The sequence below is a fragment of the Georgenia sp. X1117 genome (assembly GCF_057784635.1).
On record NZ_CM173492.1, the window covers coordinates 260,214 to 273,624 of the forward strand.

General features: G+C 73.9%; 12 protein-coding genes. 11 read left to right on the forward strand and 1 reads right to left on the reverse strand.

Features of this window, described 5'->3' with window-relative positions; all coding sequences use genetic code 11:
- Positions 1-182 precede the first annotated feature (182 nt).
- Positions 183-1,649, forward strand: a complete 1,467-nt coding sequence (locus AC3D3D_RS01160; RefSeq protein ID WP_463661412.1) for an HNH endonuclease — start codon at positions 183-185, stop codon at positions 1,647-1,649.
- On the opposite strand, the gene AC3D3D_RS01165 is transcribed toward AC3D3D_RS01160, so the two are convergent.
- Positions 1,644-2,390, reverse strand: a complete 747-nt coding sequence (locus tag AC3D3D_RS01165) for an SDR family oxidoreductase (protein ID WP_463661411.1) — start codon at positions 2,388-2,390, stop codon at positions 1,644-1,646. The genes AC3D3D_RS01160 and AC3D3D_RS01165 overlap by 6 nt on opposite strands.
- A gap of 140 nt (positions 2,391-2,530) precedes the next feature.
- Here AC3D3D_RS01165 and AC3D3D_RS01170 point away from each other — a divergent pair, with 140 nt between their 5' ends.
- The 10 genes from AC3D3D_RS01170 (at position 2,531) to pyrF (ending at position 13,332) form a co-directional block, all read left to right on the forward strand.
- A complete protein-coding gene (locus tag AC3D3D_RS01170) occupies positions 2,531-3,178 on the forward strand; it encodes a hypothetical protein (protein WP_463661410.1) in 648 nt (215 codons plus the stop codon).
- Positions 3,175-3,672, forward strand: a complete 498-nt coding sequence (locus AC3D3D_RS01175; protein WP_463661409.1) for a hypothetical protein — start codon at positions 3,175-3,177, stop codon at positions 3,670-3,672. The genes AC3D3D_RS01170 and AC3D3D_RS01175 overlap by 4 nt, the downstream gene beginning before the upstream one ends.
- Positions 3,673-3,763: 91 nt before the next feature.
- Positions 3,764-4,321 (forward strand): elongation factor P, encoded by a 558-nt coding sequence (gene efp / locus AC3D3D_RS01180; RefSeq protein ID WP_463661408.1) that lies wholly within the window; start codon positions 3,764-3,766, stop codon positions 4,319-4,321.
- Positions 4,322-4,930: a transcription antitermination factor NusB gene (gene nusB / locus AC3D3D_RS01185; protein WP_463661407.1), complete on the forward strand. Its 609-nt coding sequence runs from the start codon at positions 4,322-4,324 to the stop codon at positions 4,928-4,930.
- Between the two features lie 79 nt (positions 4,931-5,009).
- A complete protein-coding gene (pyrR, locus tag AC3D3D_RS01190; protein ID WP_463661406.1) occupies positions 5,010-5,609 on the forward strand; it encodes a bifunctional pyr operon transcriptional regulator/uracil phosphoribosyltransferase PyrR in 600 nt (199 codons plus the stop codon).
- The gene (locus AC3D3D_RS01195; RefSeq protein ID WP_463661405.1) at positions 5,606-6,613 is read left to right on the forward strand and encodes an aspartate carbamoyltransferase catalytic subunit; all 1,008 of its coding nucleotides are present in this window, start codon (positions 5,606-5,608) and stop codon (positions 6,611-6,613) included. The genes pyrR and AC3D3D_RS01195 overlap by 4 nt, the downstream gene beginning before the upstream one ends.
- On the forward strand, positions 6,610-7,959 hold the full coding sequence (locus tag AC3D3D_RS01200) for a dihydroorotase (RefSeq protein ID WP_463661404.1): 1,350 nt from the start codon (positions 6,610-6,612) through the stop codon (positions 7,957-7,959). The genes AC3D3D_RS01195 and AC3D3D_RS01200 overlap by 4 nt, the downstream gene beginning before the upstream one ends.
- Positions 7,956-9,149 (forward strand): glutamine-hydrolyzing carbamoyl-phosphate synthase small subunit, encoded by a 1,194-nt coding sequence (gene carA / locus AC3D3D_RS01205; protein WP_463661403.1) that lies wholly within the window; start codon positions 7,956-7,958, stop codon positions 9,147-9,149. The genes AC3D3D_RS01200 and carA overlap by 4 nt, the downstream gene beginning before the upstream one ends.
- Positions 9,149-12,469, forward strand: a complete 3,321-nt coding sequence (gene carB, locus AC3D3D_RS01210; RefSeq protein ID WP_463661402.1) for a carbamoyl-phosphate synthase large subunit — start codon at positions 9,149-9,151, stop codon at positions 12,467-12,469. Before carA ends, carB begins: the two co-directional genes overlap by 1 nt.
- Positions 12,466-13,332, forward strand: coding sequence for an orotidine-5'-phosphate decarboxylase (gene pyrF, locus AC3D3D_RS01215; RefSeq protein WP_463661401.1), 867 nt, complete (start codon positions 12,466-12,468; stop codon positions 13,330-13,332). The genes carB and pyrF overlap by 4 nt, the downstream gene beginning before the upstream one ends.
- Positions 13,333-13,411: the final 79 nt, after the last annotated feature.

Genomic DNA, 13,411 nt, shown 5'->3' on the forward strand with positions numbered 1-13,411 from the left:
ATCGATGTGCGTCCGATCGAGCCACGCGGTTCCCACAGCCGTTGCCGCCTGCACGTTGTCCACACACCCGCCTCGCACCGCCGACGGATGTCAGTGGTGCGCGCTAACCTGGACGCAGATCGAACAGACGTTCGGTTGGCACGGCAAGGCGATCGCGACGGGGCATCGGGAGGGGGCGCACGATGAGCACGGGGACCACCACCGGCGCGACGAGCGCGCCGCTGCAGCTCCGCTCCGCCGACGACGTCATGGCCGTGGTGGCCGCACTCGCTCATCTCGAGCCCGAGACGGAGGGCGCGGCGATCGCACTCGTCGGTGCGGCGGAGTCGCTCAAGGCCGCGAGCGCGGCGACCCAGGCCAGGGCGTCGTCCCGGCTCGACTCGATGCGCCGCGCGGCCGAGGCGGAGCGCGGCGTCCCGGTCGAGCACCGCGGGCGGGGCCTCGACGAGGAGATCGCCCTCGCCAGGCGTGAGTCACCGACGAACGGCGGGATCCACCTGCGGCTGGCCCGCTGCCTCGTCGACGAGATGCCGCGCACCCTCGAGCTGATGACGGCCGGCCAGGTGCCCGAGTGGCGGGCCACCGTCGTCGCCAAGGAGATCGCGTTCCTCGCACCGGACGATCGGCGCGCCGTCGACGAGGCCCTCGCCCCGGACCTGCCCACGATGGGTGACCGTCAGGCCGGCAACCGCGCCCGGCGGCTCGCGCAGCAGCTCGACCAGGAGGCCGCCGTGCTGCGGATGGACCGCGCCGTGCACGAGCGGCGCGTCACCGTCCGGCCCGCACCCAACGGGATGGCCTATCTCACCGCGCTCATGCGCGTGAGCGACGCGGTCCGGGTCAGGGCGACCCTCGAGCGCGATGCCAGGAGCCAGGTCTCCGTCGGGGTGGCCGCCGGGCGCACGCCCACGCAGATCGCCGCGGACCTCCTCGTCGAGCGCTGCACGGGCTTCGGCTTCGACGAGCCCCGCGACGTCGGGCTCACCCTCGTCATGACCGACGAGACGATGATCGGCGGTCCGGCGTCGGCCTGGATCCCCGGTGAGGGCCCCGTCCCCGCCGCCGTCGCGCGGGGCTACCTGTCGAAGGAGCAGGCCGCCGACGTGCGCATGCGGCGGATCTGGGTGCGGCCGGACGACGGCGAGATCGACGCCGCGGACTCGCGCTCGCGCGACTTCCCCAAGTGGCTCCGGCACCTCGTCACCACCCGCGACGACATGTGCCGCAACCCGTTCTGCGGCGCGCCGCTGCGCCAGATCGACCACGTCACCCGCCATGCCGACGGCGGTCCGACCGCACTGGCGAACGCGTCCGGGCTGTGCCAGCGATGCAATCTCGTCAAGGAGAACCCGGGTTGGGCCAGCCGGACGGGCGCCGACGGCCTGACCGTGACCACCCCGACCGGGGCCAGCTACCGGGCCGGGCGCTCGGTGCTCGCGCAGCACGCCACCGACCGCCGGATCGACGAGCTGCGCGCCCGCGTCGCCGCGAACCGGGAGGCCCTGCGCGCCCTGGACGACGAGCCAGCCCGCCCCCGTGCCGGGCCGCGAGACCTGGTCGGACCTCCCGATGGGGAGGCCGCCCGTCCCCGGGCCGGGCCGAGAGACCTGACCGGACCCGCGGACGGGGAGTCCGCCCGCGCCTCATGACCGGCGGGGGCGGCGCTCCTCGAGCCACTCGGAGTAGGTCGGCCCCAGGATCTCCACGCCCTCCTGCCTGGCGAGCGTGCCGTCGCGGAAGGCTCGTCCCGCTCGCCCAGGCACGGGCAGCGGGACGAGCCGGACGCGCCGGTCGGGCACCTGCCTGGCCATCTCCCACAGGGTGAGCTCCTCGGGCCCGGCCACGTCGTGGCGCGCTCCCGTCCGCATCCCGAGCGCGCACTCGGCGACGACGCCGGCGACGGCGGACAGCGCGACCGGCCTGATGCGCATCGTCGGCACCGCGGCCACCGGCCCGAGGCGCAGACGCTGGAGCGTCTGGCCCGCGAACTCGAACCACTGCGTCGACCGGGCGACGACGAGGTGCTCGCTCTCCTGCGCCGCCACCCGCTCCTGGGCGGCCTTGCCGGCGAAGTACCCGTAGCCCTGGACCGCGTCCAGCTCGCAGTCGACGATGGAGACCAGGACGTGGCGTGCCCCCGTGGCGTTGGCGGCTCGCGCGACGGCACGCGTGGAGCGGGTGAAGAAGTCGGTCGCGGTGCGCGCGCTCGTGGTGAAGCGGCTGGCCGCCTCGACGATCGCGTCGAACCCCGCCAGGTGCGTGAGGGGGTTGTCGCAGATGACGTCGTAGCCGGTGGACCGGGACAGCAGCAGGGCGGTACCGCCCCGTTCGGTGACGGCGCGCTCGATCGCCCGTCCCGACATGCCCCCGCCGACGACCGCCACTCGCATCGCTCGGCCCTCCTTCGTCGCCCTCGTCGGACGACCCGTCCGCACCAGCGTAGGCGGGTCCAACCGGCGACGTACAGAGGTATTCGGGCCACGCCACGCCACTGGTTGATCCGCCGCAATCAAGCACATAGCCTTGATGCATGTTCGTCGTCACCGCCGACCAGAACCGGTCGACCCAGCGCGGCGTCCTCGTCGACGAGGTCCTCGCCGAGCTCGGCCCCTGGCAGCGCCGCGCGGGCGCGACACTCCTGCTGCCCTTCGAGCGCACCGTGGGTGACGAGATCCAGGGCGTCCTGGCGAGCGCTCCCGCCGCCGTCGACGTCGCGCTGCGGCTCGTCCGTCTGGACTGGGCCGTCGGCGTCGGCGCCGGCCCGGCCGACGAGCCCCTGGCCGCGACCGCCTCGGCCTCCTCGGGCCGGGCCTTCGTGCTGGCCCGCGAGGCGGTGGAGACCGCCCGGAGCAAGGCCTCACCGGTCCCGCTGGTCGTGCACGGCGCCGACGAGGACGCCGCGGGGGCCGCCACCGCCGTCCTCCACCTGGTCGGCGCCCTGCGGCGCACCCGCTCCGACGCCGGCTGGGAGGTCGCCGACCGCCTCGTCACCGGGGTCACCCAGCGCGCGGTCGCCGAGGAGCTGGGCATCACCTACCAGGCCGTCCACGACCGGGTCCGGGTCGCCGGCGTGCGGGAGGAGCTCGCCGCGCTGCCCTACGTCGCCGAGCTCGTCGCCCGGGCCGAGCGAGGCGCCTCGGGCACGCAGGCCGCCGGGGCCGAGCAGGGCGCCTCGTGAGCGGCTGGCAGCTGGGCCTCGTCACCGCCGGGATCGTCGTGGTCGCGGCGCTGGGCGCCGCGCTCACCGGCAGCCCCCTCGTCGCCCGGCTCCTGCGGCGGTTCACCGTGTCCGACGCCGACGGCTCACGCACGCCCGCGATGCTCGCCCACCCCGTCGGCCTGGACAACGGTGGTCGGTGGATCGGCTACCTCGAGCGCGCCGCCGTCGCGGCCGGGCTGATCGCCGGCTACCCCGAGGCCGTCGCCGTCGTCCTGGCCGTCAAGGGCCTCGGGCGGTACCCCGAGCTGCGGTCCGACCACGGTCCGGCGCGCGACGCCGACGCAGCCCTCCTGCTCCCCGAGGAGCCCGAGCCCCGGCCGGTCGCCGAGCCACCGCGCGTGCCGCCCGCCGGACTGACCGCCGAACGTTTCATCATCGGCACCCTGGCGTCCTACCTGTGGGCGGCCTCATGGGGGCTGGCCGGACTGGGGATCCTCGTCGCGATATCCTGAGCCACCGCGGAGCGGCTCGCCTGACCCACCCGTGGATGCGGCGCCCCGCACACCTGACCACGTGCCTCGACCCATAAGGACGGCTACACCCATGGCATCGACGAACGACCTGAAGAACGGCATGGTCCTGGTGATCGACAAGCAGCTGTGGTCGGTCGTCGAGTTCCAGCACGTCAAGCCCGGCAAGGGCCCGGCGTTCGTCCGCACCAAGCTGAAGAACGTCCTGTCCGGCAAGGGCGTGGACAAAACCTTCAACGCGGGCGTCAAGGTCGAGACCGCCACGGTCGACCGTCGCGACATGCAGTACCTCTACAACGACGGCACGGACTTCATCTTCATGGACTCCGAGACCTACGAGCAGATCCCGGTCAGCCCGGAGACCGTCGGCGACGCGGCGAACTACATGCTGGAGAACACCGACGTCGTCATCGCCACCCACGAGGGCAACGTGCTCTTCGTCGAGCTGCCGAGCTCGGTGGTCCTCGAGGTCACCGAGACCGAGCCGGGCCTGCAGGGCGACCGCTCGTCGGCCGGCACCAAGCCCGCCACCGTGGAGACGGGCCTGCAGATCCAGGTTCCCCTCTTCCTCGAGCAGGGCGTCAAGGTCAAGGTCGACACCCGCTCGGGCGACTACCTCGGACGCGCCTGAGTGACCGGAGAGCTGCCGCAGACGCCTGCGCACGATCCCGCAGGCTCTGCCGATCTCCCGGCCGATCTCACCCCCGAGGAGCCGGCCACCACGATCGAGATCGACGAGGCCGACCTGCCCGCCGGGGCGGTGCCGGTGACCGCGCCGAGCACCCGCCGTGACCGCCCGGTCGCGCACGTCACCGCCCGCACGAAGGCCCGCAACCGCGCCCTCGACGTCCTCTTCGAGGCCGACGCCAAGGGCAAGGTCTCCTCCGCCGACGAGCTGCTCGCGGTGCTCGCCGAGCGCCGCGCCCGCACGATCGCCCAGGACGGCCTGCCGCCGTACGCGATCGAGCTGGTCGAGGGCGTCGCCGACCACGTCACCGTCATCGACGAGATCCTCACCGCCACCTCGCACGGCTGGTCGCTGCGCCGGATGCCCTCCGTGGACCGTGGCCTGCTGCGCCTGGGCGTGCTCGAGGTCGTCTTCCTCGACGACGTCGAGGACGCCGTCGCCATCGAGCAGGCCGTGCACCTGGCCGGACGCCTGTCCACCGACGACTCCGCGCGCTTCATCGGCGGCGTGCTCGGCGAGGTGTCCAGGAACAAGGACCTCTACCGGGTCTGAGTCCGAGCGGGCGTAGGCTCGCCCCACCGACATCCTTTAACGATCTGTCCAGCGAGGCAGGGAAGGAGGTCACGGCACGATGTGCCCCGACCCAGGATCTGAGTCGCCGACGCCCCAGGACGCGACGGCCGACGGCCGCGAGGTCCTCGGTCCCGACGACGTCGACCGTTCGCTCACCCGCATCGCCCACGAGATCGTCGAGCGCAACCAGGGCACCGACGACCTGGTCCTGCTCGGCATCCCCACCCGTGGCGTCCCGCTCGCCGAGCGCCTGGCCGCCCGGGTCGCACGCGCCGCCGGCCTCACCGAGGCCGTCCCGCACGGCTCCCTCGACACCACGATGTACCGCGACGACCTGCGCGACCACCCGGTGCGCGGGCTCGGCCGCACGGAGGTCCCGGTCGACGTCACCGGCCGCACCGTCGTCCTCGTCGACGACGTCCTCTACTCGGGCCGCACCATCCGCGCCGCCCTCGACGCGCTGAGCGACCTCGGCCGCCCGCGCCGCGTCCAGCTCGCCGTCCTCGTCGACCGCGGCCACCGCGAGCTGCCGATCCGGGCCGACTTCGTCGGCAAGAACCTGCCGACCTCGCGCGAGGAGAGCGTGCGCGTCACGCTCGCCGGCACCGACGACGCCGAGGACTCGGTCCGCATCCTCGGCGGGGAGGAGACCCGATGAGGCACCTGCTCTCCGCCGCCGACCTCGACCGCGCCGAGGCCGTCCGCGTCCTCGACACCGCCGAGCAGATGGCCGCCACGCAGGAGCGGGAGATGAAGAAGCTCCCCACCCTGCGCGGCCGCACCGTGGTCAACCTCTTCTTCGAGGACTCCACCCGCACGCGGATCTCCTTCGAGGCGGCCGCCAAGCGACTCAGCGCCGACGTCATCAACTTCTCCGCCAAGGGCTCCTCGGTGTCCAAGGGCGAGACGCTCAAGGACACGGCCCTCACGCTGCGGGCCATGGGCGCCGACGGCGTCGTCGTCCGGCACCCCGCCTCGGGCGCCCCGCACCGCCTCGCGCACGCCGGGTGGACCGACATCCCGATCCTCAACGCCGGCGACGGCGCCCACCAGCACCCCACCCAGGCGCTGCTCGACGCCTTCACCCTGCGCCGTCACCTGCACGCCCGCACCGAGGATCCGGCCGCGGGGGAGCCCCCGACGACGGACACCCCCGCCCCACCGGGCAGCGACCTGGCCGGCGCGCGCGTCGTCGTCGTCGGGGACGTCCTGCACTCGCGGGTGGCCCGCTCGAACGTCGACCTGCTCACCACGCTGGGCGCCGAGGTCACCCTCGTCGCCCCGCCCACGCTGCTGCCGGTGGGCGCGCGCACCTGGCCCGCCCGGGTCGAGCACGATCTCGACGCGGCCCTGGCCGCCGCGCCCGACGCCGTGATGATGCTCCGCGTCCAGCGCGAACGCATGTCCTCCTCCGGCGGCGGCTTCTTCCCCTCCGAGCAGGAGTACCACCGCCTCTACGGGCTCGACGCCGCCCGCCTCGGCGCCCTGCCCGCCCACGCCGTCGTCATGCACCCCGGACCGATGAACCGCGGGCTGGAGATCTCGGCCGAGGCCGCCGACTCCGAGCGCAGCGTCGTCCTCGAGCAGGTCCGTAACGGCGTCGCCGTGCGCATGGCCGTGCTCTACCTCCTGCTCGCCGGCTCCGAAGGGACCACCGCATGACCACCCACCGCACGACCAGTCACCTCGTCACCGGCGCCGCCGTCCTCGGGGGTCCGCCCACCGACCTGCTGCTCGTGGACGGCCGGATCGCCGCCACCGGCGCCGAGGCCGCGGAGCAGGCAACCGCCGACGCGCGCCACGTCGACGCCGACGGCCTCGTCGCCCTTCCGGGCCTCGTCGACCTGCACACCCACCTGCGCGAGCCCGGCCGCGAGGACACCGAGACCGTGCGCACCGGCTCGCGGGCCGCGGCCGCCGGCGGCTTCACCGCCGTGCACGCCATGGCCAACACGATGCCCGTGGCCGACACGGCCGGCGTCGTCGAGCAGGTGTGGCGCCTGGGCCGCGAGGCCGGCTACGTCGACGTGCGCCCCGTCGGGGCGGTCTCCGTCGGGCTCGCCGGCGAGCAGCTCGCCGAGCTGGGAGCGATGGCCCGGTCCGCCGCCGCGGTGACGGTCTTCTCCGACGACGGCCGCTGCGTGTCCGACCCCGTCCTCATGCGCCGCGCCCTGGAGTACGTGCGCTCCGTCGACGGCGTCATCGCCCAGCACGCCCAGGACCCCCGGCTGACCGAGGGCGCCCAGATGCACGAGGGTGACGTATCGGCCGAGCTGGGCATGACCGGCTGGCCGGCGGTGGCCGAGGAGTCGATCATCGCCCGCGACGTGCTGCTCGCCGAGCACGTCGGCTCGCGCCTGCACGTGTGCCACCTGTCCACGGCCGGCTCGGTCGACATCGTGCGCTGGGCCAAGGCCCGCGGCATCGCCGTCACCGCAGAGGTCACCCCGCACCACCTGCTGCTGACCGACGAGCTCGCCCGCGACTACGACCCCCGGTACAAGGTCAACCCGCCGCTGCGCACGGCCGCCGACGTCGAGGCGGTCCGCGCGGGCCTCGCCGACGGCACGATCGACATCGTCGCCACCGACCACGCCCCGCACGCCGCCGAGGACAAGGACACCGAGTGGGCGGCCGGGGCGATGGGCATGACCGGCCTGGAGACCGCGCTGGCGGTCGTGCAGACCACCATGATCGAGACCGGCCTGCTCGACTGGGCCGGCGTCGCCCGCGTGCTCTCCGCCGACCCGGCCCGCATCGGCCGGGTGGCCGACCAGGGCCAGGGCCTCGTCGCCGGGGCACCCGCGCACCTCACGCTGGTCGACCCCACCGCGCGCACCGTCGTCGACCCGACGACGCACGCCTCCCGCTCGCGCAACTCCCCGTTCGAGGGGCGCGAGCTGGCGGGCGCCGTCGTGCACACGTTCTACGCCGGGCGGGCCACGGTCCGCGACGGCGTCCTGGTCGAGGATCTCGACCCGCTGCCCGAGAAGAAGGAGCTCGCATGAGTGCCGAGCGCACACCGGCCCTGCTCGTCCTGGAGGACGGGACCACCTACCGCGGATCGAGCTACGCGAGCGACGGCCGCACGCTCGGCGAGATCGTCTTCTCCACCGGCATGACCGGCTACCAGGAGACCCTCACCGACCCCAGCTACCACCGCCAGATCGTCGTGATGACGACCCCGCACGTGGGCAACACCGGGGTCAACGAGGACGACGACGAGTCCGGCCAGGTCTGGGTCGCGGGCTACGTCGTGCGCGACCCCGCCCGCCGCACGTCGAGCTGGCGCGCCACCGGCGGCCTCGAGGAGCGCCTCAGCGCCGAGGGCGTCGTCGGCATCTGCGAGATCGACACCCGGGCCCTGACCCGCCACCTGCGCGAGAGCGGCGTCATGCGCGCCGGCATCTTCTCCGGCTCCGCCCTGCCCGCCGGCGCGGCCGACGGCCACGCCCAGTCCGTCGAGGTGCTCGTCGACGTCGTGCGCGACTCGCCGTCGATGGCCGGCTCGGACCTGGCCGGCGAGGTCTCCACCGCCGAGACCTACACCATCGAGCCCGACGGCGAGCCGATCGCCACCGTCGTCGCCGTCGACCTGGGCATCAAGACCCGCACCCCGGCCCAGCTCGCCGAGCGCGGCGTGCGCGTGCACGTCGTCCCGCGCAGCACGAGCCTCGCCGAGGTCCTCGCCCTCGAGCCCGACGGCGTGTTCTTCTCCAACGGTCCCGGCGACCCGGCGGCCGCCGACCACGAGATCGAGCTGCTGCGCGGCGTCCTCGACGCGGGCGTGCCCTACTTCGGCATCTGCTTCGGCAACCAGCTCCTCGGCCGCGCGCTCGGCTACGGCACCTTCAAGCTCGCCTACGGCCACCGCGGGGTCAACCAGCCGGTCCTCGACCGCCGCACGGGCCGGGTGGAGATCACCGCCCACAACCACGGCTTCGCCGTCGACGCCCCCGTGGAGGAGACCTCCGTGGCCCCCTACGACGACGGCCGGTACGGCCGCGTCGAGGTCAGCCACGTCGGCCTCAACGACCAGGTCGTCGAGGGCCTGCGGGCGCTCGACATCCCCGCCTTCTCCGTCCAGTACCACCCCGAGGCCGCGGCCGGCCCGCACGACGGCGAGCACCTCTTCGACCGCTTCCTCAAGCTCATGGCCGCGCGCCAGGGGCAGCCGACCACCACCGAGGAGAACTGATGCCCCGCCGGACCGACCTGAGCTCCGTCCTCGTCATCGGATCGGGGCCGATCGTCATCGGGCAGGCCGCCGAGTTCGACTACTCGGGCACGCAGGCCTGCCGGGTGCTGCGCGAGGAGGGCCTGCGGGTCATCCTCGTCAACTCCAACCCCGCGACGATCATGACCGACCCCGAGATCGCCGACGCCACCTACGTCGAGCCGATCACGCCCGAGGTCGTCGAGGCGATCCTCGTCAAGGAGCGCCCCGACGCCGTCCTGCCGACCCTCGGCGGGCAGACGGCGCTCAACACGGCCATCTCCCTGCACGAGTCCGGCGTGCTCGACCGCCTCGGCGTCGAGCTCATCGGCGCCTCCGTCGACGCCATCAACAAGGCCGAGGACCGCCTGGCGTTCAAGGAGGTCGTCGAGCGGGCCGGGGGAGAGTCCGCCCGCTCGGCCATCGCCCACGACCTCGACCAGGTGCACGCCGTGGCCGACGAGCTCGGCCTGCCGCTCGTGGTCCGGCCCAGCTTCACCATGGGCGGGCTCGGCTCCGGCCTGGCCTACACGCGCGAGGACCTCGACCGCATCGCCGGCGCCGGCCTGCACTTCTCGCCGACCACCGAGGTCCTCCTCGAGGAGTCGATCCTCGGCTGGAAGGAGTTCGAGCTCGAGCTCATGCGCGACAAGGACGACAACGTCGTGGTCGTCTGCTCGATCGAGAACGTCGACCCGGTCGGCGTGCACACCGGTGACTCGGTCACCGTGGCCCCGGCGATGACCCTCACCGACCGCGAGTTCCAGAAGATGCGGGACATCGGCATCGCGGTGCTGCGCGAGGTCGGCGTCGACACCGGCGGCTGCAACGTGCAGTTCGCCGTCGACCCCCGCGACGGGCGCATCGTCGTCATCGAGATGAACCCCCGCGTCTCGCGCTCCTCCGCTCTGGCCTCGAAGGCCACCGGCTTCCCGATCGCCAAGATCGCCGCGCGCCTGGCGATCGGCTACACGCTGTCGGAGATCCCCAACGACATCACCGGCTCCACGCCCGCCAGCTTCGAGCCGGCGCTGGACTACGTCGTGGTCAAGGTGCCGCGCTTCGCGTTCGAGAAGTTCCCGGCGGCGGACCCGACCCTGACCACCACGATGAAGTCCGTCGGCGAGGCCATGGCGCTGGGTCGCAACTTCACCGAGGCCCTCGGCAAGGCGCTGCGCTCCCTGGACCGCTCCGGCCAGCAGTTCCACTGGCGCGGCGAGGCCCCGGCCGGCGAGGAGCTCGCCGCGCTGGTGGAGTCCACGAGGATCCCCACCGAGGGGCGTCTCGTCGACGTCCAGCAGGCCATCCGCGGCGGGGCGAGCGTGGAGGAGCTCTTCGAGGCCACGGCCATCGACCCGTGGTTCCTCGACCAGCTCCTCCTCGTCGACGAGGTCGCCCGGGAGGTCGCCGACGCGCCCGCGCTGTCCGCCGAGGTGCTGCGCCGGGCCAAGCGGCACGGCCTGTCCGACGCCCAGATCGGGGAGATCCGCGGCCTCTCGGAGGACGCGGTGCGCGAGGTGCGCCGGGCCTTCGACCTGCACCCGGTGTACAAGACGGTCGACACCTGCGCCGCCGAATTCGCCTCGGACACGCCCTACCACTACTCGGCCTACGACGCCGCCACGGAGGTGGCGCCCCGGGAGAAGCCGGCGGTCATCATCCTCGGCTCGGGGCCCAACCGGATCGGTCAGGGCATCGAGTTCGACTACTCCTGCGTGCACGCCGCGCTCGAGCTCGCCGACCGCTTCACCACGGTGATGGTCAACTGCAACCCGGAGACGGTCTCGACCGACTACGACATCTCCGACCGGCTCTACTTCGAGCCGCTCACGTTCGAGGACGTCATGGAGGTCTACCGGGCCGAGCTCGCCGCCGGCCCGGTCGAGGGGCTCATCGTCCAGCTCGGCGGGCAGACCCCGCTCTCGCTCGCGCAGCGGCTGTCCGACGCGGGCGTTCCGATCCTGGGCACCTCGCCGGAGGCGATCGACGCCGCCGAGGACCGGGAGATCTTCGGCCGGGTCCTCGACGACGCCGACCTGCCCTCGCCCGCGCACGGCACCGCCACCTCGCCGCAGGAGACCCGCGAGGTCGCCGCGGAGATCGGCTACCCGGTGCTCGTGCGGCCCAGCTACGTCCTGGGCGGGCGCGGCATGCAGATCGTCTACGACGAGGCCGGCCTGGACGAGTACCTGGACAACGCCACGGTGCACGCCGGGGACGCCAGCCGCCGGGCCGCCCCGCTGCTGGTGGACCGCTTCCTCGACGACGCCGTGGAGATCGACGTCGACGCCCTGTACGACGGCGAGGAGCTGTTCCTCGCCGGCGTCATGGAGCACATCGAGGAGGCCGGCATCCACTCCGGCGACTCCTCCTGCGTGCTGCCACCGGTCTCGCTCTCGGCCGCCGAGATCGCCCGGATCCGCGCGTCGACGGAGGCCATCGCCCGCGGGGTCGGCGTGCACGGCCTCATCAACATCCAGTTCGCGCTGGTCTCCGACGTCCTGTACGTCATCGAGGCCAACCCGCGAGCCTCCCGCACGGTCCCGTTCGTCGCCAAGGCCACCGGCGTGCCGCTGGCCCGGGCCGCGGCCCGGGTGATGACGGGGGAGTCGATCGCCGAGCTGCGCGGCGCCGGGATCCTGCCGGCCGTCGACGCCGGGGTCGTCGACCTGGGCGCCTCGATCGCCGTCAAGGAGGCGGTGCTGCCCTTCAAGCGCTTCGCCACCAAGGGCGGGCAGGTCGTGGACTCCCTCCTCGGCCCGGAGATGCGCTCCACCGGTGAGGTCATGGGGGTCGGCGGCACCCTGCCGGTGGCCTTCGCCAAGTCGCAGACGGCGGCCTTCGGCGGGCTGCCGCGCTCGGGGCGGGTCTTCGTCTCCGTCGCCGACCGGGACAAGCGCGACATCGTGCTGCCCGCGGCCCGGCTCGTCGACCTCGGTTTCGAGCTGCTCGCCACCGAGGGGACCGCGGCGGTCCTGCACCGGCACGGCATCCCCTCGACCACGGTCCGCAAGCACTCGGCGGGGCGGGGGCCGGCAGGCGAGCCGACGATCATCGACCTCATCACCGAGGGCTCGGTGGACATGGTCATCAACACCCCGGGCGGCCAGGGGACCCGGGCCGACGGCTACGAGATCCGCACCGCGACGACGGCGATCGACCGCGCCATCATCACCACCACCGCCCAGCTGGGCGTGGCGGTGCGGGCCATCGAGGCCGAGCGCTCGGGCGCCTTCGACGTCGCCTCCCTCCAGGAGCTGGACGAGGCGCGCGCCGCACGGCTCGCGGCGGGTGCGCTATGACCGCCGAAGATGGCACCGCCGACTTCGGTGAGCGCCTCGCCGCGGCGATGGACGCGCACGGCCCGCTGTGCGTGGGTATCGACCCCCACGCCGCGCTCCTGGCGCAGTGGGGGCTGCCCGACGACCCGTCGGGGCTACGCGAGCTGGGGCTGCGCGTCGTCGAGGAGCTCGCGGGCCACGTCGCGGCCGTCAAGCCGCAGTCGGCGTTCTTCGAGCGGCACGGCCCGGCCGGGTGGGCCGCCCTGCAGGAGGTCCTGCTCGCCGCCCGCGAGGCCGGCCTGCTGACGATCCTCGACGTCAAGCGCGGCGACATCGGCTCGACGATGGCCGCCTACGCGGCCACGCACCTGACCGACGACGCCCCCATGCCGGCCGACGCCATCACGGTCTCGCCCTACCTGGGCACCGGCTCCCTGGACGAGACCGTGGCGACCGCCGCCGCGCACGGGCGAGGCATCTTCGTCCTCGCCCTGACCTCGAACCCCGAGGGGCATCAGGTCCAGCACGTGGGCGGCCCGGGCGCCTCCGTGGCCGGCGAGGTCGTGCGCTGGGCCGGCGAGCAGAACGCGCGCCACGGCGGGACGCCGGGCCCGGTGGGCCTGGTCGTCGGCGGCACCACCGGCGACGCCGCGCGCCGCCTGGGCATCGACCTGGCCGCGGCCGGCGGCATCGTCCTGGCGCCGGGGCTCGGCGCCCAGGGCGCCACCACGAGCGACCTGCGGGCCGGACTGGACGACGTCCGGGACCGGGTGCTGGCCACCTCCGCGCGGGCGATCCTGTCCGCCGGTGCGGCCCGGGGCTCGGTGCGCGAGGCCGCCGCGGCCATGGCCGTCAGCGCCCGGCGGGCACTGCGGGACCGCTGAGCCGGGGCCGCGGGGCGGACGGACGTCGGGTTCACCCGATGTCCATCCGCCGTGCCGGGCGCGTTCACCTGGCGCGCGG

Bases quoted from the DNA above. Each gene is read 5' to 3' on its own strand.
- carA (WP_463661403.1), top strand. From the start codon at position 7,956: ATGAGTGCCGAGCGCACACCGGCCCTGCTCGTCCTGGAGGACGGGACC.
- AC3D3D_RS01165 (WP_463661411.1), bottom strand. From the start codon at position 2,390: ATGCGAGTGGCGGTCGTCGGCGGGGGCATGTCGGGACGGGCGATCGAG.
- AC3D3D_RS01160 (WP_463661412.1), top strand. From the start codon at position 183: ATGAGCACGGGGACCACCACCGGCGCGACGAGCGCGCCGCTGCAGCTC.
- efp (WP_463661408.1), top strand. From the start codon at position 3,764: ATGGCATCGACGAACGACCTGAAGAACGGCATGGTCCTGGTGATCGAC.
- carB (WP_463661402.1), top strand. From the start codon at position 9,149: ATGCCCCGCCGGACCGACCTGAGCTCCGTCCTCGTCATCGGATCGGGG.
- AC3D3D_RS01200 (WP_463661404.1), top strand. From the start codon at position 6,610: ATGACCACCCACCGCACGACCAGTCACCTCGTCACCGGCGCCGCCGTC.
- AC3D3D_RS01170 (WP_463661410.1), top strand. From the start codon at position 2,531: ATGTTCGTCGTCACCGCCGACCAGAACCGGTCGACCCAGCGCGGCGTC.
- pyrR (WP_463661406.1), top strand. From the start codon at position 5,010: ATGTGCCCCGACCCAGGATCTGAGTCGCCGACGCCCCAGGACGCGACG.
- AC3D3D_RS01195 (WP_463661405.1), top strand. From the start codon at position 5,606: ATGAGGCACCTGCTCTCCGCCGCCGACCTCGACCGCGCCGAGGCCGTC.
- pyrF (WP_463661401.1), top strand. From the start codon at position 12,466: ATGACCGCCGAAGATGGCACCGCCGACTTCGGTGAGCGCCTCGCCGCG.